The sequence below is a fragment of the Acinetobacter seifertii genome (genome assembly GCF_000368065.1).
In the GTDB taxonomy this organism is placed as follows: domain Bacteria; phylum Pseudomonadota; class Gammaproteobacteria; order Pseudomonadales; family Moraxellaceae; genus Acinetobacter; species Acinetobacter seifertii.
In genome coordinates this window covers 1,342,647-1,362,108 of record NZ_KB851200.1, presented here as the reverse complement: position 1 = coordinate 1,362,108, position 19,462 = coordinate 1,342,647, and the positions used below count along the sequence as shown (strand labels likewise).

18 protein-coding genes are annotated in these 19,462 nt (G+C 36.3%); 9 read left to right on the top strand and 9 right to left on the bottom strand.

What is annotated here, in order from left to right; all coding sequences use genetic code 11:
* Positions 1-201: 201 nt before the first annotated feature.
* Positions 202-1,575 carry an ABC1 kinase family protein gene (locus F985_RS13820; RefSeq protein WP_004701896.1) on the bottom strand — a complete coding sequence of 458 codons (1,374 nt, stop codon included), beginning with the start codon at positions 1,573-1,575 and terminating at the stop codon, positions 202-204.
* A 233-nt stretch (positions 1,576-1,808) separates the two neighbouring features.
* Complete coding sequence (locus tag F985_RS13815; RefSeq protein WP_004701894.1) at positions 1,809-2,111, bottom strand: hypothetical protein; 303 nt, start codon at positions 2,109-2,111, stop codon at positions 1,809-1,811.
* Positions 2,112-2,302: 191 nt separating this feature from the next.
* On the opposite strand from F985_RS13815, the gene ybaK reads away from it, so the two are divergent.
* From ybaK to F985_RS13775, 8 genes are all read left to right on the top strand, one after another.
* A complete protein-coding gene (ybaK, locus tag F985_RS13810) occupies positions 2,303-2,767 on the top strand; it encodes a Cys-tRNA(Pro) deacylase (protein ID WP_004701891.1) in 465 nt (154 codons plus the stop codon).
* Between the two features lie 430 nt (positions 2,768-3,197).
* Positions 3,198-5,345, top strand: a complete 2,148-nt coding sequence (mtlD, locus tag F985_RS13805) for a bifunctional mannitol-1-phosphate dehydrogenase/phosphatase (RefSeq protein ID WP_004701889.1) — start codon at positions 3,198-3,200, stop codon at positions 5,343-5,345.
* A 105-nt stretch (positions 5,346-5,450) separates the two neighbouring features.
* Positions 5,451-6,077, top strand: coding sequence for a 2'-5' RNA ligase family protein (locus F985_RS13800; protein WP_004701886.1), 627 nt, complete (start codon positions 5,451-5,453; stop codon positions 6,075-6,077).
* Complete coding sequence (cobU, locus tag F985_RS13795; protein ID WP_004701885.1) at positions 6,065-6,583, top strand: bifunctional adenosylcobinamide kinase/adenosylcobinamide-phosphate guanylyltransferase; 519 nt, start codon at positions 6,065-6,067, stop codon at positions 6,581-6,583. The genes F985_RS13800 and cobU overlap by 13 nt, the downstream gene beginning before the upstream one ends.
* 1 nt (position 6,584) lies before the next feature.
* Positions 6,585-7,640: a nicotinate-nucleotide--dimethylbenzimidazole phosphoribosyltransferase gene (cobT, locus tag F985_RS13790; RefSeq protein WP_004701882.1), complete on the top strand. Its 1,056-nt coding sequence runs from the start codon at positions 6,585-6,587 to the stop codon at positions 7,638-7,640.
* Complete coding sequence (locus tag F985_RS13785; RefSeq protein ID WP_004701880.1) at positions 7,633-8,232, top strand: histidine phosphatase family protein; 600 nt, start codon at positions 7,633-7,635, stop codon at positions 8,230-8,232. Before cobT ends, F985_RS13785 begins: the two co-directional genes overlap by 8 nt.
* A gap of 124 nt (positions 8,233-8,356) precedes the next feature.
* Positions 8,357-9,925, top strand: coding sequence for a histidine-type phosphatase (locus F985_RS13780; RefSeq protein ID WP_004701878.1), 1,569 nt, complete (start codon positions 8,357-8,359; stop codon positions 9,923-9,925).
* Between the two features lie 106 nt (positions 9,926-10,031).
* Positions 10,032-10,775, top strand: coding sequence for an adenosylcobinamide-GDP ribazoletransferase (locus tag F985_RS13775; protein ID WP_004701877.1), 744 nt, complete (start codon positions 10,032-10,034; stop codon positions 10,773-10,775).
* Positions 10,776-10,849: 74 nt separating this feature from the next.
* On the opposite strand, the gene F985_RS13770 is transcribed toward F985_RS13775, so the two are convergent.
* From F985_RS13770 to F985_RS13745, 6 genes are all read right to left on the bottom strand, one after another.
* Positions 10,850-11,959, bottom strand: coding sequence for a 3-deoxy-7-phosphoheptulonate synthase (locus tag F985_RS13770; protein WP_025469146.1), 1,110 nt, complete (start codon positions 11,957-11,959; stop codon positions 10,850-10,852).
* Positions 11,960-12,055: 96 nt separating this feature from the next.
* Entirely contained in the window at positions 12,056-12,943 is an 888-nt protein-coding gene (locus F985_RS13765; RefSeq protein WP_004701873.1) for a sulfite exporter TauE/SafE family protein, read from the bottom strand.
* Positions 12,944-13,096: 153 nt separating this feature from the next.
* Positions 13,097-13,378, bottom strand: a complete 282-nt coding sequence (locus tag F985_RS13760; RefSeq protein WP_004701870.1) for a hypothetical protein — start codon at positions 13,376-13,378, stop codon at positions 13,097-13,099.
* Positions 13,375-14,931: a PepSY-associated TM helix domain-containing protein gene (locus F985_RS13755; protein ID WP_004701868.1), complete on the bottom strand. Its 1,557-nt coding sequence runs from the start codon at positions 14,929-14,931 to the stop codon at positions 13,375-13,377. Before F985_RS13755 ends, F985_RS13760 begins: the two co-directional genes overlap by 4 nt.
* Positions 14,924-15,223, bottom strand: coding sequence for a hypothetical protein (locus F985_RS13750; RefSeq protein WP_004701866.1), 300 nt, complete (start codon positions 15,221-15,223; stop codon positions 14,924-14,926). Before F985_RS13750 ends, F985_RS13755 begins: the two co-directional genes overlap by 8 nt.
* A 61-nt stretch (positions 15,224-15,284) precedes the next feature.
* A complete protein-coding gene (locus F985_RS13745) occupies positions 15,285-17,420 on the bottom strand; it encodes a TonB-dependent siderophore receptor (protein ID WP_025469145.1) in 2,136 nt (711 codons plus the stop codon).
* Positions 17,421-17,641: 221 nt separating this feature from the next.
* Here F985_RS13745 and lpxB point away from each other — a divergent pair, with 221 nt between their 5' ends.
* A complete protein-coding gene (gene lpxB, locus F985_RS13740; protein ID WP_025469144.1) occupies positions 17,642-18,817 on the top strand; it encodes a lipid-A-disaccharide synthase in 1,176 nt (391 codons plus the stop codon).
* Here lpxB and F985_RS13735 read toward each other — a convergent pair.
* Positions 18,814-19,461 (bottom strand): error-prone polymerase regulator EppR, encoded by a 648-nt coding sequence (locus F985_RS13735; protein WP_004701860.1) that lies wholly within the window; start codon positions 19,459-19,461, stop codon positions 18,814-18,816. The two genes, lpxB and F985_RS13735, sit on opposite strands and share 4 nt — an antisense overlap.
* Position 19,462 lies beyond the last annotated feature (1 nt).

Here is a 19,462-nt window from a genome sequence, read left to right as displayed (position 1 = left end):
ATTGTTATTGGTTTATGCTGACACGCAGTATAAGAAAAAACTATGTCGTTACTGACATTCAAAAAAAGAGTAGATAAATGGTAAAAATAAAATAGACTTGATTTTATGTTTTTGATTTTATAAATAAAAATTAGTTCTTAAAAATAATAATTTTGTTTGCATTGACTAGAATGACATTGAGCCATTCTAGTCGTAATCAAATTAAGCAAAGTTACGAATCATACGACGTACATTTGTCTTGGCATCAATAACAGTCATAAATGTATATGCACCAATAAACTTACGGCTAATAAACATAAACTCTTTTGGAGGGACAGAGAAATATCGGGATGCCATTGATTTACTTGCCTGCTGCATAACACGACTATGTAACTGGCTTTTTTTCCAGTCATAACGTTCATGTTCATCCATCAGGCCGGCTGGCATATCTGGATTATTTACAGGTGTGCTGAATGCTTCAGTCGCAAGTAAAAATACATCTGCCATGCCAGGTTTAATACTTTCAGGCATTGCATCGAAAAACTCATATCCAGTCATTGCTTGGACCATCGCATGTTTATCATGCTGATAACCCGCTTGTATGAGATTGCGTGCAACTGAGAGTAAGTGTTCATCGAACTGACGGATCGCGCCGAAGTCTAATAGTACGATTTTATCTTGAACATCTTGGCCATTACCTAAACGAACTAGGTAGTTACCAAAGTTAGGGTCAGTTTGCATTTCACCCCACTCAAAAATCTCACGAACAGCAATCTCTAATGACGCTTCACCAAGTTGATTACGGCGTTCTTGTGGAAGAGAAAGCATAACAGGACTATTAATAGGTACGCCGCGTTCAAACGTCATACATAAGACTTGATCTGTGCAGTAATCATCTACAATTGTAGGGACAATATAGCGCTCATCATCTTTTAAGCGCTCACCAAAGCGGCGAGTGGTTGCTGCTTCTACATCATAATTGACTTCACGATGCATCATTTCGCGTACTTCATCAAACCACTGATCAAACTCACGTGTCTGAGGAACCATACGTGTAAGCTTAAGCATGTTTTTAAATAGACTCATGTCTGAGTCAATTGCACTCGCTACACCAGGGTATTGAATTTTTAAAACTAACTCTAATCCATCTGATTTGCGGATTGCGCGATGAACTTGTGCAAGAGACGCTGTACCAATAGGTTCATGATCAATGGTTAAATCGTTTAACTTAGAACCAAGTTGTTCTTGTAAATGTGGCTTAATCGCAGGCCAGTCTAAAGCAACCGTTTGGTTGTTTAAGGTATTTAACGCCTGAGTAATTTCTTCTGGTAAAAAATGTTCACCATAAAGAGCCATCATTTGGCCAATCTTAACAATAGAACCTTTAAGTTTGCCAATTTCAGAAACAAGATAATTAGCTTGTTCGCTCATTGCCTTTTTACGCTTCTTCTCTTTTTCTTCTTCACTAGAAAAAAGGGTAGAGGCACTTGCAGTAGCCCAACGTGTTCCTGCCAGTAAAGAAGCTTTCGCGATTGATAAGCGTCGATCCATGGAAGAAGTTTTTAAACTCTTAAGCTTATCGTTCTGATTTGACATGAAAATAGAATCCTATGCGCATCATGCAGCCAAACGCTGGTGATCTAAAATTGTAACGAATATTACATGTTTTGAACGTATTAAAATAGTTCCCTCAGACTGAATGGTGAGTTGAAAGTATCATTTTATATCTTAATTTTCTAAAATAGCCTAAGCAACATAATAAAAATTAAAATACAATTTCTCCAGAAAGAGGAACTAGATTAAAAAGCCATTAAATATTAATCATTAACTTACATTTTAAACTGAATTTTTAATTCAGCTTTTTGCATTAAGTGGATACGATTAGCTTGAATATGTTGAATAACCATTTGCTTGACAGAATCATGCATAAAACCAAGAGCATGGGCCTTTACAATAACGATGCTCGGTAGTGTATAGAAAAAATACTTAACATCCTCAAAAGTGGCATTATTAAAAATGCCTTGTTCGATTAAGGTCTGCTGTAAAAATTGCTTTTCATTTAATACATGATCTGAAGATTCATCCCAAAAACGGTGACGCATTGCCATCAGATTATTGTGTTTGTAACTCATAAATTTGCCAGTTCAGACTTTAAATCTCAATTAAATATATTGGAGTCATCCACTCAATATCAAGTTCAGATTGTTTTTTGTTCAGTGTCTGTTTGATTTTTCATGTAAATGATGTAAATAGCCTAAGCAAATTTTAAACTTTTCACTAAAATAAATATAATTAATACCATTTCATTAAAATCTAAAATCCTATGACACCTGCATGTAGACTGTTAAAAAGTAATAAAATCGAATTTTCAATTCATGAATATGAGCATGATGCAAATGCTAAAAGTTTCGGTTTAGAAGCTGCCGAAAAATTAAATCTTGATGTAAATGAAGTTTTTAAAACGCTACTGGTAACTGATGAAAAAAATTATTTTGTCGCAATTATACCTGTTAATCATCAACTCAATTTAAAAAAGGTTGCTACGGCGGTTGGCTGTAAAAAACTACAAATGGCAAATCCAAAAGATGCAGAACGTTTAACAGGGTACTTAGTGGGTGGAATTAGTCCATTAGGACAAAAGAAACGTTTGAAAACTGTGATAGATGCTTCTGCACAAGAACTTGGCAAAATTTATGTAAGTGGGGGGAAAAGAGGATTAGATATTGGTCTAAATCCGAATGATCTGGCGCAAATATTGACGGCGCAATTTGTAGATATCCTTGATTGATTAAAATAAGGGCAATATAAAATTGACTTATTAAATGAAAATGATTATCATTATTGTATGGAGTTTGGTTCTACCAAAAGATAACAAGAGTTAGATAAATTTCTGGTATTGGTAGACCTGCAGACATAATAAAAACAATGCAGGTTTGTTTAGCAGTAAATGGACCTAAGAAAAATAAACATTATCAGCGCAATAAAAAGAACAAGTAAAGATAGCAAGCAAGGATAGCTTGCTATCTTTGCATTAGAACTCGGTTTCAGAATTATTTTCATTATTCAACCTTTTAGAGTTTTTAAGTTCTCTCAGTAACAGATTACTTATATTTTTGATTAAAAAATAACCAGTAATGTTTCATTTATTATCATCCTGACTTTTTAATCAATTTTTTGTATACCCTGAATAAAACATGATCAAAAAAAGAGGTAAAAACGTGCTTATTTTTCATGGAAAACCTGTTCATGGAGCTATCTTTGATATGGATGGGACAATGTTTGACACTGAGCGCTTACGGTTTCAAACATTGCAACAAGCATCTCAAGAGCTGATTGGGCAGGAGTTTTCACACGAATATTTAATGCAATGTTTGGGTTTAAGTGCGACAACAGCAGAAAAACTAGCACAACGTTTATATGGGGTAGATGTTCCGTATAAAGAAATAAGAAAAAGAGCTGATGAGATGGAGCTTGAGCATATTCGTAAACACGGCGTGCCTATTAAAAAGGGATTAGTTCAAGTTCTTGAACGTTTAAGAAAATCTGGTTTAAGAATGGCCGTAGCCACTTCAAGTCGTAGAGCAATTGCCGAAGAATATTTAATAAATGCCAATGTTTATAAGTTCTTTGATGTGATTACTTGTGGTGATGAAGTAGAACAGGGGAAACCTCATCCTGAAATATTTTTAAAAGCAGCAAGCCAACTTAATTTAAACACTAAGCAATGTTTAATGTTTGAAGATTCTGAAAATGGTCTAACCTCAGCTTACACATCTGAGGGTCTAACGATTTTATTAAAGGATATTAAAGAGCCAAATGATGAAATGCTCGAAAAAGCAGATTTTTATTATGATCAGATGTATGACTTTTTAACCGATCTTGACCAGTTCATTCCTGTTATGGATATGCCGGAATTACAAGAACCTTTTCCACAGAGTCTTAATCAACTTACGGTTGGAATACATGGCTTCGGTGCTATTGGTGGGGGATATATAGCTCAAATATTGTCACATTGGGATGGATATACAAAACCAAGAAAAATAATTGCTTCAACTCGTAATAGTCTTTTTCGCGAGGCCGTAAATGCGTTTGGAACCTATAGTATTCGCTATGGACAATTTTCTTATGATGAACGTATTGAGAATATGACGATTGTTGACTCTGACAATGAGCAACAAATGTTAGAGATGTATACTCATTCAAGTTTGATTGCACTTTGTTTGCCAGAGCAAGCGATTGAAGCTGAATCAAAAATGATAGCCAAAGGACTATACGCCCGTTTTAACTCGCCACTTGAAACATGTATAGAACCGCTAACTTTTTTAATTATTTTAAATAAAGTGGGTGCTAAATATTTAGTGATGAAGCATCTTCGTGAAGCTATATTAGAGTTAACGAATGATGAGGATGTGACTGAACATATTTTAAAAGAGCATTACTTTTGTGACACTGTAGTAAACCGAATGGTTTCAAAACTTTCTAATCAGAATTTATATCGACAACTTCGTATTAAGCATAATTTCCTTGAACAGCATTTAGAAGATGTTGAACAAGAAGATCAAATTGAAATTGAAGACTGCAATAAACTGACTCAAGATCAGCAAAACAATGCATCGGTTTATGTTGAAAATATGCGTCGTAATTTCCAACCTGGTCATATCTTACAAAGTATGGATTTAATCTTATTCCACAGTGAAACGGATATGCCAATTTATATTGAAAAAGGCAGTCCTTTACTCGAAAAGCTACGTCAGGTTGTATTGGTTGAACAAATTACAGATATTCAACTTATTAAAAACCGCCTATGGAACGGCGTGCATGCGATGCTTGCTTGGTATGCATCTTTAATGGGTTATGAATCTATTGGGATTGCTATGGGTGATCATTCAGTAAAAGCATTTGCAGAAAACTTAATTACAGAAGTAAAACAGGGGCTTGCAATTGTATTGCCTAACTATGCAAAAGATCTGAACCGAATGGCTCAAAGTTTTCTAGACTCATGTGAATATGCATTTAAAGATCCGTGCCAACGAGTAGCTCGAGATCCATTACGCAAACTCAACCATAATGAACGTGTCATGGCATCAATTGAAATGAACATAGGTCATGATTTACCTTATAAGAATTTATTAAAAGGTACTGCTCTAGGTTATGCCTATGCGATTCAATTTTTAGAAATTGATGATAATGCTGCTATTCATCATTTACAGCAACAAATTCTAAAATTAGATCTGAATATGACTCAAAAAAGACAGCTTGAAGTTGATTTGGTCCAAAACATTCAGTATTTGTTTTCTGAACAAGACCAACAGCTTTTGGATATGAAAACTAACAAAGCCAGAACGACAGCTACCCAATATGTCTGAAGGCATTTAATGATTTAACACTCTACAATTAAAAGGCAAACATGTTTTAATACAAAACTTAAGTGACTTTGAATTAAAACTGTGCTGCTAAAACCTACGACGTTCATGGTGCCAACGACTATACGGGATTATCCGGAATGGCACCTAGGACGTCAAAATTATGCTTTATGGTATCTAGAGATTAATGATCAGAAATTAGTTGATTATCTAGATGTCTTACGTACACATTTTTCAGAATTTTTATTAGAACCGAATAATCGTCAATATCATGTCACATTATTTATATGTGGATTTTTAACCCATGAACCTAGTGTTTATAGTGATGACTTTAGTTTCCATGATTTCTCAAAACAAAGAGAAATTTTAAAAAAAGAAAATATTTCACCATTTCGATTAAAAATTGGTTCAGTTGATAGTTTTAGTAGTGCTTTATTTGTAGAAATCCAAGATACCGATAATGTTTTATCTCACATACGTCAAAAATTAGGCATAGTTTCTAATGAAATTGCTGCTTTAGATTACTATCCCCATATCACCTTAGGCTTATATAAAAACATTTGTAGTAGTGATTTGATTTTGCAAAAAATTTCTCAATTACCTGTACAATACAAAAACGCTGAATTTGAACTGAAAGTTGAGCATTTAACGTTTGGTTTTTATGAAGCTCAAACTTTACAAGGTAAGCTGTTTTCGTATCAGCATTTGTTTTTAGGTGATTCATGTTGCAACTGATTTTGGGCGGTGCCCGCTCTGGCAAAAGTCGACTCGCTGAACAAACGGCAATATCTACACAATTACCTGTGACTTATGTGGCGACAGCGCAAGCGCTTGATCCAGAAATGCAAAGTCGAATTGCACATCATCAAAATCAGCGTCCTGCACATTGGTCCTTAATTGAAGAACCATTATTTTTAGCAAATGCTCTGAAAAAAATTGATCAACCTAATCAAATTATTTTGGTAGATTGTTTAACTCTTTGGTTAACCAATTTGTTACTTTTAGAAGATCAAAGTGTTCAACAATTTGAGTGTGAGCAACTATTAAAAGTTTTAACTACACTTGAGTCAGAAATTATTTTAGTAAGTAATGAAACAGGGCTTGGTGTTGTCCCACTCGGCGAGATTAGTCGCCGTTTTGTCGATGAAGCGGGAAGATTACATCAAGCGTTAGGGCAAATTGCAGATAAAGTTGTGTTTTGTGTAGCTGGTTTTCCAATGATTTTAAAAGGTGAGAAGTAAAATGAACTGGTGGTTAGAAACTGTAAAGCAACCTAATCTGGATGCAAAACAACAAGCTGAGCAACATCAACTCCAGCTCACTAAACCTACTGGTGCCTTAGGTGATTTAGAGCAGATTGCAATTACACTTGCTAGTTTACAATCAAATGCACATCCTCATGTTAACCATCCATGGATCACAATTTTTGCAGGCGATCATGGCGTAGTTGAAGAAAATATCTCTGCATATCCTCAAGCTGTTACCCGTCAAATGTTGCAAAACTTCACGACGGGTGGCGCAGCAATTAGTGTACTTGCTAAATATCATGAAGCTCATTTACAAGTGATTGACTGTGGCACAGTGGGCGAAGCATATGAATACTCAGGTGTTGAACGTCACTGTATTCGTGCTGGGACTGCAAATTTTGCTAAACAAGCCGCAATGAATGCTGATGAATGCCGTGCTGCGCTAGAGTTAGGAAAAAATAGTGTAGATACTGCAAAAGCCGACGGCGCAGATATTTATATTGCAGGTGAAATGGGAATCGGGAATACCTGTTCTGCTTCTGCCTTAGCTTGTCTTTTACTAAATGATACTGCCGAGCAATTGACTGGAGTTGGGACAGGAATAGGTGCCGATCAGTTAAGACATAAAATTGAAGTCATTGAGAAAGCTATAGAACTTCATCATAAACATGTCGTTGGTGATGTCTTCAAAACATTATGCGCCGTAGGTGGTTTGGAAATTGCCGCAATTACCGGTGCTTATATTCGATGTGCACAAGTGGGTTTACCAATTATTGTGGATGGTTTTATTAGTTCTGTAGCCGCTTTATGCGCTGTGCGGATGAACCCTAAAGTACGTGACTGGATGTTATTCGGTCATCAATCGGCTGAGTATGGCCACCGCCGTATTTTACAAGAGCTCAATGCTGACCCGATTTTAAAGATGAACTTGCGTTTAGGTGAAGGTAGTGGTGCTGGTGCTGCATTGGCATTAGTTAAAATGGCATGTGTATTACATAATCAAATGGCTACCTTTGCCCAAGCTGCTGTAAGCGGGGATAAAATTGGGTAAATTTAGAATCGATTTACTCAGACATGGCGAAAGTCAGTATAGCCATACTCTACGTGGGCATTTGGATGATGAGTTAACCGCAAAAGGTTGGCAGCAAATGCAGTCAACCATTGAGCAAGTTACAGACCAGACATGGGATGTCATTGTAAGTTCTTCATTAAAACGGTGTGCTTGTTTTGCTGAACAACTTGCAAAGACAACTCAGCTGCCTTTACGTCTAAATCATGACTTAAAGGAAATGTATTTTGGTGAGTGGGAGGGTGTATCAACTCAGCAAATTTACGAAACTTCACCCGAACTACTTGTAAATTTCTGGCAGAAACCGAGTCAATATTGTCCACCACAGGCAGAAACCTTAATACAATTTCAAACGAGGATTTTGAGAGGCTTTCAAGATTTACTCTTAGAGATGCGAAAACAAAACTGGCAACGTGCATTGGTTGTTACGCATGGAGGCGTGATTAAGCTATTGTCTTGCTTAGCACGGCAACAACCTTTAGATGACTTGTTAAAAATGCAGGCAGAACTTGGAAAATTATACTCATTCGAATTTTTTGAAGAAGAAGAACAATTAACTTTTATCTTGAAATAGTGGTTTTATATTTTTATACAATTGTAAGTTATTATTTTTATATAGATATTTAAGTCCGTTTAATAGAACTGTAATTGCTAAAAACTAAGCTAGGGACATTTCTTATTAATACCTCATCTGACTTATGAATATTTTATTTAAAACGACTGTACTTACCGCCTCATTATTGCTTGCGGCTTGCAATAACAATGATGATCAAGAAGTTCAAACTACACCATCTACAAACTCATCGAAATATTATCAAACCAAAACACCTTATCAACCGCAACAAGATCTAAAAAGCTATGAACAAGCACCCAATGGGTTCCAACCAGTTTTTACAGAGCTAGTGGCACGTCATGGTTCACGAGGACTCTCAAGTCTTAAATATGATTTAGCACTTTATAATTTATGGAAACAGGCAAAAGTAGAAAATGCTTTAACGCCGTTAGGTGAGCAGTTAGGTACTGACTTAGAAGCAATGATGAAGGCCAATATCCTGTTAGGTTATGGTGTTGAAGGTATTCGCCAATATGGTTACGGAAATGAAACCATGACTGGTATTTTAGAACACCGTGGCATTGCCGATCGCTTATTACAACGTTTACCAATACTTGTAAACTCTCAAGCATCTATATTGGTACAAAGTTCTGGGGTAGATCGTGCGGTGGATAGTGCTAAATTCTTCACTGCTGAACTTATTAAGCAACAACCCCTCTTGAAAGATAAGATTGTACCAATGTCTTATACCAGTTTATCGAGTTCAAGCGTTCCTAGTCTTGTAGATAATGGTGTTGATCGTTTTAAACTTTATTTTCATAGTCTAAATGCGACTGAAGATTTGACTCAGCCATTGAGTGCTAGCCAACAAAAAATTTATGATGCTAGTCAGGCTTATCAAGATTTCGAAGCAAACAATAAAGATTTAGCCCAAAAGTTGAGTGAGTTATCAAAAAATCCTCAGGCAGAAAAAACTGCTCAGACCGTACTCACTCCAATTTTTAAAGCAGACTTTATTAAAAAGCTTGGCACAACAGGTTATAGTTTTAGCAATAATGGGGCTTTTACAGTAACTTCACCTAAAGGCGAACAAATTACAGAAAAGGGTAAGGGTAAAAATACCATTGCTAGTGCAGTAGATGCTGCGGCTTATATTTATGAACTTTATTCTATTTCTGGTGGCATGAAAGATGAGTTAAAAGGTGTTGATTTTGATAAATATATGCCTTTAGATGCTGCGAAATTCTACGCTGAATTTAATGATGCCAATGATTTTTATGAAAAAGGCCCAAGTTTTACAGAGTCAAACCAAGTTACAAGTGAAATTGCTCAAGGGCTTAAACAGGACCTGTTCCAACAAGTTGATGCGGTTGTAAATAAAGCCCAACCATATAAAGCAGTTTTACGTTTTGCTCATGCTGAAATTATTATTCCTCTAGCGACCAGTTTAGATCTGCATAATATGATGCAGCCTTTACCCCTACGCCAGACTTATAACTATTCAACAAGCACATGGCGTGGTGAAGTAGTTTCACCTATGGCAGCCAATGTACAGTGGGATATTTACCAAAATAACCAAGGTAATACTTTAGTGAAGATGCTCTATAACGAAAAAGAGACGTTATTTAAGTCTGCATGTAATTATGCACGTTACACACCAACAAGTTTTTACTACGACTACATTAAATTGAAACAGTGCTATCAAATGCAATAGATTTTCAGTTTTTAAAGTCTTTCATGGGAATAGGGATTGCTATTCCCATTTTTATTTCTTCATAATTCAGTTTATTTTTAAATATAGTTCAGTTAGAGAGTGGGATATGACACCTTTTTGGATTGCATTGCAATTTTTAACTGTTCTGCCTATTGAGTTAAAAACAATACCAACGACGCAACAAAATGGTCAAGCTATTTTGTTTTATCCACTGGTTGGGCTGATTATCGGTGGCATACTTTTTATTTTCACCTGTCTTTTGGCTAAACTCCCTATTGTTCTACTTGCCTCAATCATACTCACTTTATGGATTTGGTTGACTGGTGGATTGCATCTAGATGGGTTAGCTGATACTGCCGATGCGTGGGTAGGTGGTTTTGGTGATAAACAACGTACTTTACAAATCATGAAGGACCCAAGTTGCGGTCCAATTGGAGTACTGAGCTTAGTCATTATTTGTTTACTTAAATTTGTACTGATTTATGTGTTGATTGAACAACACCAAACATTATTTTTAATACTTGTACCTATGGTTGGACGCGTTGTACCGTCTATTTTGTTTTTAACTACGTCATATGTTCGTGAAAAAGGTTTAGGGCGTTCTTTGACAGATCATTTACCTAAAATTCCTTCATGGATAATAACAGGGTTTGTTCTGCTATTACCTTTGTATTGGGAATTGCAAGGGCTTATTACGATTATTGGCTTTTTAAGTAGTCTTGTTTATTTAAGACACTTATTTATAAAACGAATAGGTGGTATTACAGGCGATACTGTCGGCGCAGCAATTGAGATTAGTGAAACTGTACTGCTTTTTACTTTTGTGGTGAGTTATTTTTACTTATTTTGATATTAAATTTTGTCCAAGCAAAATAAAAAAGCCCTCATTTTTGAGGGCTTAATTTTCAATCTTAAAAAGATGAATTAACGGTTTGGTAAAACATCTTTTAAAGCTTCATGCATTTCAAGCAATGTCTTTTCAGTAGTTTCCCAATCGATACAACCATCAGTTACCGATTTACCATATTCAAGATCACAAAGATTTTCAGGAATATCTTGGCGGCCACCTTTTAGGTGACTTTCAACCATAATACCTACAATTGACTTATTACCATCTAAAATTTGTTCAGTAATATTTTTAAGAACAAGTGGTTGTAAGTACGGGTCTTTATTTGAGTTGGCATGACTTGCATCAATCATGATCTTATTGCTAACTTTTGCTTTCGCTAAAGCAGTTTCTACTTCTGCAACAGAGCCAGCATCGTAGTTTGGTTTACCATTACCACCACGTAATACAACGTGCGCATAAGGGTTACCATTTGTATTAATGATTGAAACCTGACCGTCTTCGTTCAAGCCTAAAAAGCTATGACCATATTTAACAGACTGCATGGCATTGGTTGCAACAGTTAAACCGCCATCTGTACCATTTTTAAAACCTACTGGAGATGATAGACCAGAAGACATTTCACGGTGAGTTTGGCTCTCGGTTGTACGCGCACCAATAGCAGACCATGAAATTAAGTCTTGGTAGTATTGTGGCGAGTTAGGATCAAGTGCTTCAGTTGCACAAGGTAAACCTTTTTCATTTAACTCAAGCAAAAGCTTACGACCAATACGTAAACCTTTTTCGATGTTAAATGAGTCATTCATATCTGGATCATTGATTAGACCTTTCCAACCAATTGTCGTACGTGGTTTTTCAAAATAAACACGCATAACCAAATAGAGAGTATCTTTAACCTTTTCGCTTAGTGCTTTTAAGCGATCAGCATATTCGTGAGCAGCTTTAGGATCATGAATAGAGCAAGGACCAATAACGACAAACAAACGCTTATCAGAACCATCCAAAATATCGCGAATAGTTTCACGGCCTTTTAGAACAGTTTGTGAAGCAACATCAGATAAAGGAAGTTCTGACTTAAGTTCAGCTGGTGTTACAAGAGTTTGGATGCTTTTAATATTAACGTCGTCGATATCTGGCTTTGAAACGGAATTTAAATGTGTAGTCATTGCTGTCACTGGTTCGATCATACTAAAGGTTGTTTTGTGTACTGAATATACCATGAAATAATTATGAAAATACTACATCCCATGGTATTTCAGTTTGGAAAAATCCTATTGATTTTACTATCTTTCAGTCGAGTTGCCTGTTTTTTCAGCAACTTGAGCTTGTTGTTGTACCACAGGTGCTTTCGGTTTTGCTTTGACTGGATGAACCATAAAGTTAACACCAAGGGCAAATAGAGTGATACCTAAAATTTTACGGATTAAACGTTCAGGCATGCGAGAGCTAATTAATGTTCCTACAATAATTGCAGGAATTGAACCTACCAATAACCATGTAAGCAACATAAAGTCGACATTACCTGCACTCATATGTCCAAGACCAGCAACTAGCGTAAGTAATACGGCATGTACAACATCTGATCCAATAATTCGAATCATTGGCAAGTTCGGGAACATAATCACGAGTGCCATAATTCCAAAGGCACCAGCACCAACAGATGATAGTGTTACGAATACACCTAAAATGATGCCCATAATCACAATGTAGGTACGCTTATTTTGAATAGCTAATTGTTCATTTTCACTATGAGTAGTTTCTTTGTTGCGGAATTTACTAAAAAACTTCTCAATACGAGAGCGGAAAATAATAGAAACACCCGTCAAAGTCAGCATAAAACCTAACACCATTGTTAATACGGCTTTATAGTGCGTAGATTGACTTAAATAATGCTCGAGTACCCAAGTGGTAACGAAAGAAGCAGGAATACTACCGACTGCGAGCCATAAAACGATAGGCCACACGATATTCAATTTCTTTGCGTGAACCATTGATCCACAGAACTTTGAAATTGCGGCATAAAGTAAATCGGTACCAATTGCGATATGAGGTTCAATTCTAAAAAGACCAATTAAAATTGGTGTCATTAATGACCCACCACCAACTCCTGTAATCCCTACACAGAAACCAACTAACATACCCGCTAAGATAAATTCAAAAGCACCAGACATCTTTATCGCCACTTATCACGAAACGCAGATATCTTATTCCTTTTAGAGATAAACTTTTGTCATGAATAATGATTTACTTATGCAAAAAAAAGCTAAGCAATGCAAATATTACTTAGTTTGTTTTATTTTTAATCATTATTTTTAATAAAGAGATTACTTTGATGGCTTGAGTGGATTAATTAAAAGTATCAGAGCAAAAGTTAAAGGTGTTGCAAATATCCACCAGCTAACAAAACCAATAGATAAACCATTTTTTTTGATAAGAATAAATCCGCTCAAAACAAACAACAGACAAGCGGATATTCTTAACAATGAGTGAGATTTCTGAGCTAAGGTTTTGAAATAACCAGTTGATTTCGGTGATCGATATTTCTCGCTCGATATGAATAGTAAATACATACCTAGCACAGTCAGGGTAAAAACAATAATCATCATGAATTCACCTCAATATTTAACTTACTCAGTTTCTTTTGAATTTTTTGTGTAGCTTTATGCTGAATAGGTCTAATTTTGCAGAATATGAAAAGTGCTAAAGCTGCAAATATCCATAAAAATACGTCTATACGTGCAAACGTCCAATAGTCGCTGAGGCTTTGAATGTAATTATATTTGATTAAATAACTTAGATTTAAGATTGGAAGTACAATACAAAGCAGAATAAAAATACTCAATTGAGTTCGCCACAAATGCTGCTTTTTAGTGATCAATGCAATAATTAGGCTCATCAGCCAGACTAAAAAGAAGCTATAAATTTCATAATTGATTGTAGTTATAGTGACGGTAAACAATCGATTCGCATATAAATAAGCAAGTGTTGCACAAGGCAAGCCTACAAATGTGGCAACATTTAAACGGTCAACTAAATAGTGCCCGAAATGAAACTTAGTATTTTTATTTTGAAGTTGGCGTTTAAGGCTCCAAAGTAACAAGCCAGACGCAATCATCACACAACCTAAAATGCCTGAGAAAAATAATCCTAAGCGAAGTAAAGGTTGAGCAAAAGTTGCCATGTGTAAACCATATACTCCCGCATAAAGTGTGGCAACGGCACTATGATTACGTGTATCACTTAAGACTTTGCCAGTTGTAGCATCTAGGATGATTTGCGCTTGATTACGAGTAATGGAGCGGTCTTCTTGCTGAATAAACGTAATTTGAGCCTGATTCGTATTTGGGTTTTTAACACTCATAGTTGCTAAAGTTTGATTTCCCCAGCGTTGTTCAAGTTGAGCTAATAGTTTTTCGATGGGTAGATTTTGCGCAGGATGCGGAGCATTACTTTCTGAGACTGTTTTGCTACGTATATCATTGAAATATTGATATGGATTATTTGGATAGAGTTTTTGCATTCCCCAAGGTAGATATAAATAGAAGAAAATAGCTAAGCCTGTAAAAGTAATAGTCAAAAAGAAGGGTAATGCAAGTACAGATGATACATTATGAAAATCTAGCCATGACCGCTGAGACTTAAAGGTGCGTAAGGTAAAAAAGTCGGTAAAGATTTTTTTATGGGTAATAATGCCTGAGACTAAGGCGATCAACATAATAAAAGCTGCTAAAGATACAATTAGCCGTCCAATGAATATCGGAACACCAAAAAGTTGATAGTGAAAACGATAAAAGAAGTCACCACCTTCGGTTGCCGAAAGTTTTAGTTCTTGACCTGTGTTTGCATCGAGTGTGGCATTGCCATAACCACCGTCAGGTTTTTCCCAATACATGGTGTTAACGGGGCTTTCTGCGGTAGCAACAGTTAAATACCAAGACTTGGCATCTGGAGCGTGTTTTTGTAAATATTGATATGCTGTTTTAACTGCTACATCTTGTTTTATTTCGTACTGTGCAAGTGCTGGTTGCATCCATAAATTAATTTCATGGCGGTAATACGACAAACTTCCCATTAAAAAAATAGCAAATACGAGCCATCCAAAAATTAATCCAGTCCATGAATGTAGCCATGCCATAGATTGGCGTATACCTTTATGCATAACTCACCATCCGTGTCACAAAAAAGAAAAGAAGACATAACGCGATTGATAGCCCAGTCAGTTTCAAAAGTGATTGAATGCAGAAACCTATAATCACGAAAAGTACATAAAACAAAATAGAGATAAATGCTGCCAAATAAATGGCTTCAGGTTTGTCTAGGGTCAAATGAAAAATGCCAGTAAGACCAAGACTTAAATAAGCCATACAGGCATAACCCATACCGAAAACGACTAAGAATCGGTAGAAAACTTTTATGCGATATGACATAGGGAGATTTAAAGTTTTGGACATCTTTACTGGCACATAAAAAATAAAAAGAAAGCCAACACCTAAACTGGAGTTGGCTACACGATTAATATTTAAATTTTACAGCAACTGTATAGTTAGCTGAGGATCCATAAAAACCTTGACCATTAGGGAAACTATACAAATATTTCTTATCGAAAATATTATTACCGTTGGCTTGAAGCGTAATGTGATTATTCACTTCATAGCTCGCCATTAAATTCACTAAAGCATAGGAATCTTGTTTAATGGTGCTGTTTGCTGTCGAGTCATATAGTTTCACGGCGTCTTGCCATTGTAGTCCTGCACCAACTTTTAGCTTAGGTAAAACAGATGGCGTATAGGTCGTCAGCAAGTTAAGAGTTTGGTTCGGATTATACGTTCTCGCTTCACCACCATTTTTAATATCTTTAATACTAAATTGAGCATAGCCAAAAGTAAGATTGACGTTATCAGTGATTTGACCTGATAAGCCAACTTCAACACCTTGTGATTCTAAATCACTAGTTGGTACTTTTCGGTTAAATGGATTTCCGTCTGAGTTACGTAGCGGATAATTATTTTGCTCGGTTTTAAATACCGAAAAAGTACCTGTTAAACGGTCGTCTAGCCATGAGCTTTTAACTCCCATTTCATAACTTTTACCCTCAACAGGTTTCAAAGCTTGATTGGTATTTTGATCGATACCAGTTTGAGGACGGAAAATAGAGGTATAGCTCATATAACCTGTATATTCAGGCGTAAAGTTATAGGTTAGGCCTGCATAAGGTGAAACTTTACTTTCACTATATTCCATGGGTGAACCATAGCTTTCGCCTTTACTCTCAGCTCGCACATAGTTTGCGCCAAGCAAAAGTTTTAAATCTTCATTGAGATGTAAACGTGTAGCTGCATAAATTGAATCTATATTTTGCGTATAGTTCGCTGCTTCCGTGAAATCTGACCACGTTATAGATTGAGGTGTCCAGCTTTCCCAATTTGTAGTGGTAGAATTGATAACATTGGTGTCGTTAATTGTTCCCGTAGATTGATTATCATGCTGACGACTACGTACATAGTTATAGCCTAAAGTTGCTTCATGCTCTCGATTAAAAAGGTTATAAGTTCCTTCAAGATTAAAATCTACAGCATGTTGTTCTTGATGCTCTTGACCACCCCATGGTGTCAAAGACACTCCTGAACCATCAGCTTTTGGATAACCATAATAATAAAGAAGGCGACTATTGTGTTTACTATCAAGATAGTTATAAGTCAGCTTAGCTGCCCATTGATCATTAATTTTCTGTTTTAATTCAACAAAAGCATTTTGCGTTTCATTATCCCAATGTGCCCAGTCAGGGTTTGGGTTATATGAGCGATCATAAGAAATTTGTTTACCATTGGCATCGAGTAAGGGTAGAGCACCCCAATTGTTTGCATTCGGTTTATTTTTTTCTTGGCTATAACCTACGGTAAGTAACGTGGTATCTGTTAAATCAGCTTCAACAATACCAGCGAAACCATTTTTTTCTGAAGAATATCGGTCAAGGTATGAGTCACCAGTTTGTTCATAGCCCATAATGCGACCACGGACTTTTCCACTCGGTAGAATTGAGCCAGAGACGTCAGCCTCATAACGCTGAGTGTCCCAAGACCCGTAACTTATACCGCCGCTTGCTTGAAATTCTTGAGTTGGGCGTTTTCGAATATTGTTGATAGTTGCACTTGGGTCACCAAATGCATTCGTTAAAGAGTCAGCACCTTTAACGACTTCTACACGATCATAAAAATAAGTATCAGGATTGGTGTTGTTGTAGTTATAACCTGAGAGGGGAAAACCTACGCCGTCAGTCAATATATTTGAAATCTCAAAACCACGAGCCATATAAGTAGTTCGCTCGGTTTCCTGATTGGTAACTGTGACTCCGGGTGTGTTGTTTAGAACATCTCGAGTGCTAGTAAGACCAAAGTCTTCAATTTGTTGACGAGTAACGACATTAATAGTTTGAGGCGTTTCTTTAGCTTCTATATTAAGCTTGGTTGCACTACTAGAGTTTTTAACATTATATGCTTTTGTTTGTTCAGAAGACTGCTCAGCATTGGATGCTTTAACTTGAATCGTCTGCAAAGATTGCACATCTGTGTCTTGAGCAAACGTGAGATTTGCATAACAAATCGCGCAAGCGATTACAGAAAGTTTAAATGGTCGAGGTGGGAAGGTCATAATAGTAAAGATAATGTAAATAATTCTCATTTATTTTATTGTTTGTAAATGTAAGCTACAATTCAAATTGCATTGTTAATTTTGATTAAAATATAGTGAATGAGTGTAATTCTAGATTATGGCGTGCGGAGGCAGACTTTCGCCAGCATGTATCTAGCAAGTTCAAGATTAATAAACCTCTATGCTAGAATGTATTATTTCAAATTCTTGGGTAAACCGACTTGGCAAATCGAAAACTTAAAATAGGCATTGTAGTTGGGGAAGTTTCTGGAGATACGCTAGGTGTCAAACTTATGCGTAATTTCCGTGAGCAAGGAATTGATGCTGAGTTTGAGGGAATCGGCGGACCCCAAATGATTGCTGAAGGTTTTAACAGTTATTACCCGATGGAAACTCTATCTGTGATGGGGATTGTTGAAGTATTAAAAGACTTAAAAAAATTGTTCGCCGTACGAGATGGTTTAATTAATCAATGGACTCAGCATCCGGTTGATATTTTTATCGGTATTGATGCGCCAGATTTTAACCTCAGACTTTCAAAAAGTATTAAAGAAAATAATCTTCCAATAAAAACAGTTCACTATGTCAGTCCATCTGTTTGGGCGTGGCGCCAAGGACGTGTTCACGGCATTAAACAAAGTATCGATTTAGTACTTTGCTTATTTCCGTTTGAAAAAGTTTTTTATGAACAATATGAAGTTCCAGCGGCATTTGTGGGGCATCCATTAGCTAGACAATTACCACTTGAAAATCCAATTCAAATTGCCAAACAGCAATTAGGCCTTAATGAAAATCAAAAACATATTGCGTTATTACCAGGTAGCCGTAAAGGTGAAGTAGAGCGACTTCTTCCTATGTTGTTGGGTGCTGCTAATATTTTGCATACCAAATATCCAGACATCCAATTTTTAATTCCGGCAATTAATGATGCCCGTAAGCAACAGATTGAGCAGGGTGTTCAACAACTAGCACCTCATTTAAAGGCTTTTATTCATATTTTAGAAAATACTGATAGTGAATCTAAAATTGGCCGTATGGTCATGAATGCAAGTGATATTATTGCGTTAGCTTCTGGAACGGCGACTTTAGAAGCCATGCTCATGCATAGACCGATGGTCACTTTCTATAAGTTGCATTGGTTGACCTATATAATTGCTAAGCTTTTGGTGAAAATTCCTTATTATTCTTTACCGAATATTATTGCGGGTAAGAAAGTCATTGAAGAACTGATTCAGGCCGATGCAACACCGGAAAATTTAGCCGCTGAAATAGAAAAACTAATGAACGTTGACACGGCTCAAATTCAGGTAATGCAACATTTAACTATGCATAAACAGCTTATTTCTGGAAATACAGAAGATCCGGTACAAGCCATTTTGCAATGTTTAAATCGTTAATTTTTAAGATTTGATTGGTTAATTGCTTTTAATCCTGCCAATGAAAATTTTTTAAAATGTTCAACTAAATCGTGTAATGGCATCTGAGCAATATTTTTAAGCGGCTCAGGTGCTTGAGCATTTGGTCCAGCAATAATGAGCATCATGCAAGGTGTCATCACGCTTAAAATACAAGGCAAAACAGCTGGATCATTTTCATTTAAACCTGCAACTTGACTAATGAGCTTACGAATAAGAAAAAATTTTCTCATACCTGCAAGTTCAATAAAACTTAATAAATGCTCAGAAGGTGAGAACAACTCACGAATAAAGACTTTGCCATGCCAAACATCTTTTTCAGTTAACTTATGCAGCAAAGTTTCAAGTAATAAGCTCAGCTTTTCTTCTGGTGAGTGAGTGCTCTCGACAAGTTCTAGTAAGTATTGTTCATCAAGATAGTGGGCATGCGCTTCCACCAAAACTGCTTGATATAGTCCATCTCGACCATCAAAGTGATAATTAATTGCAGCTAAATCGACATTGGCAGCGCTAGCAATTGTTTTGTTTGCTGTCTTTGCAAAACCATATTGGGCAATTAGTGGTCCTGCTGCCTCAATAATTTTAGACTTGGTTAAGTCACCATCACTTCGTCTAGATCTGGACATG

Coding starts and splice junctions, on each gene's coding strand:
- F985_RS13820 (WP_004701896.1), bottom strand. CDS start 1,575: ATGTCAAATCAGAACGATAAGCTTAAGAGTTTAAAAACTTCTTCCATG.
- F985_RS13815 (WP_004701894.1), bottom strand. CDS start 2,111: ATGAGTTACAAACACAATAATCTGATGGCAATGCGTCACCGTTTTTGG.
- ybaK (WP_004701891.1), top strand. CDS start 2,303: ATGACACCTGCATGTAGACTGTTAAAAAGTAATAAAATCGAATTTTCA.
- F985_RS13800 (WP_004701886.1), top strand. CDS start 5,451: ATGGTGCCAACGACTATACGGGATTATCCGGAATGGCACCTAGGACGT.
- cobU (WP_004701885.1), top strand. CDS start 6,065: ATGTTGCAACTGATTTTGGGCGGTGCCCGCTCTGGCAAAAGTCGACTC.
- cobT (WP_004701882.1), top strand. CDS start 6,585: ATGAACTGGTGGTTAGAAACTGTAAAGCAACCTAATCTGGATGCAAAA.
- F985_RS13780 (WP_004701878.1), top strand. CDS start 8,357: ATGAATATTTTATTTAAAACGACTGTACTTACCGCCTCATTATTGCTT.
- F985_RS13775 (WP_004701877.1), top strand. CDS start 10,032: ATGACACCTTTTTGGATTGCATTGCAATTTTTAACTGTTCTGCCTATT.
- F985_RS13770 (WP_025469146.1), bottom strand. CDS start 11,959: ATGATCGAACCAGTGACAGCAATGACTACACATTTAAATTCCGTTTCA.
- F985_RS13765 (WP_004701873.1), bottom strand. CDS start 12,943: ATGTCTGGTGCTTTTGAATTTATCTTAGCGGGTATGTTAGTTGGTTTC.
- F985_RS13760 (WP_004701870.1), bottom strand. CDS start 13,378: ATGATGATTATTGTTTTTACCCTGACTGTGCTAGGTATGTATTTACTA.
- F985_RS13755 (WP_004701868.1), bottom strand. CDS start 14,931: ATGCATAAAGGTATACGCCAATCTATGGCATGGCTACATTCATGGACT.
- F985_RS13750 (WP_004701866.1), bottom strand. CDS start 15,223: ATGTCCAAAACTTTAAATCTCCCTATGTCATATCGCATAAAAGTTTTC.
- F985_RS13745 (WP_025469145.1), bottom strand. CDS start 17,420: ATGACCTTCCCACCTCGACCATTTAAACTTTCTGTAATCGCTTGCGCG.
- F985_RS13735 (WP_004701860.1), bottom strand. CDS start 19,461: ATGTCCAGATCTAGACGAAGTGATGGTGACTTAACCAAGTCTAAAATT.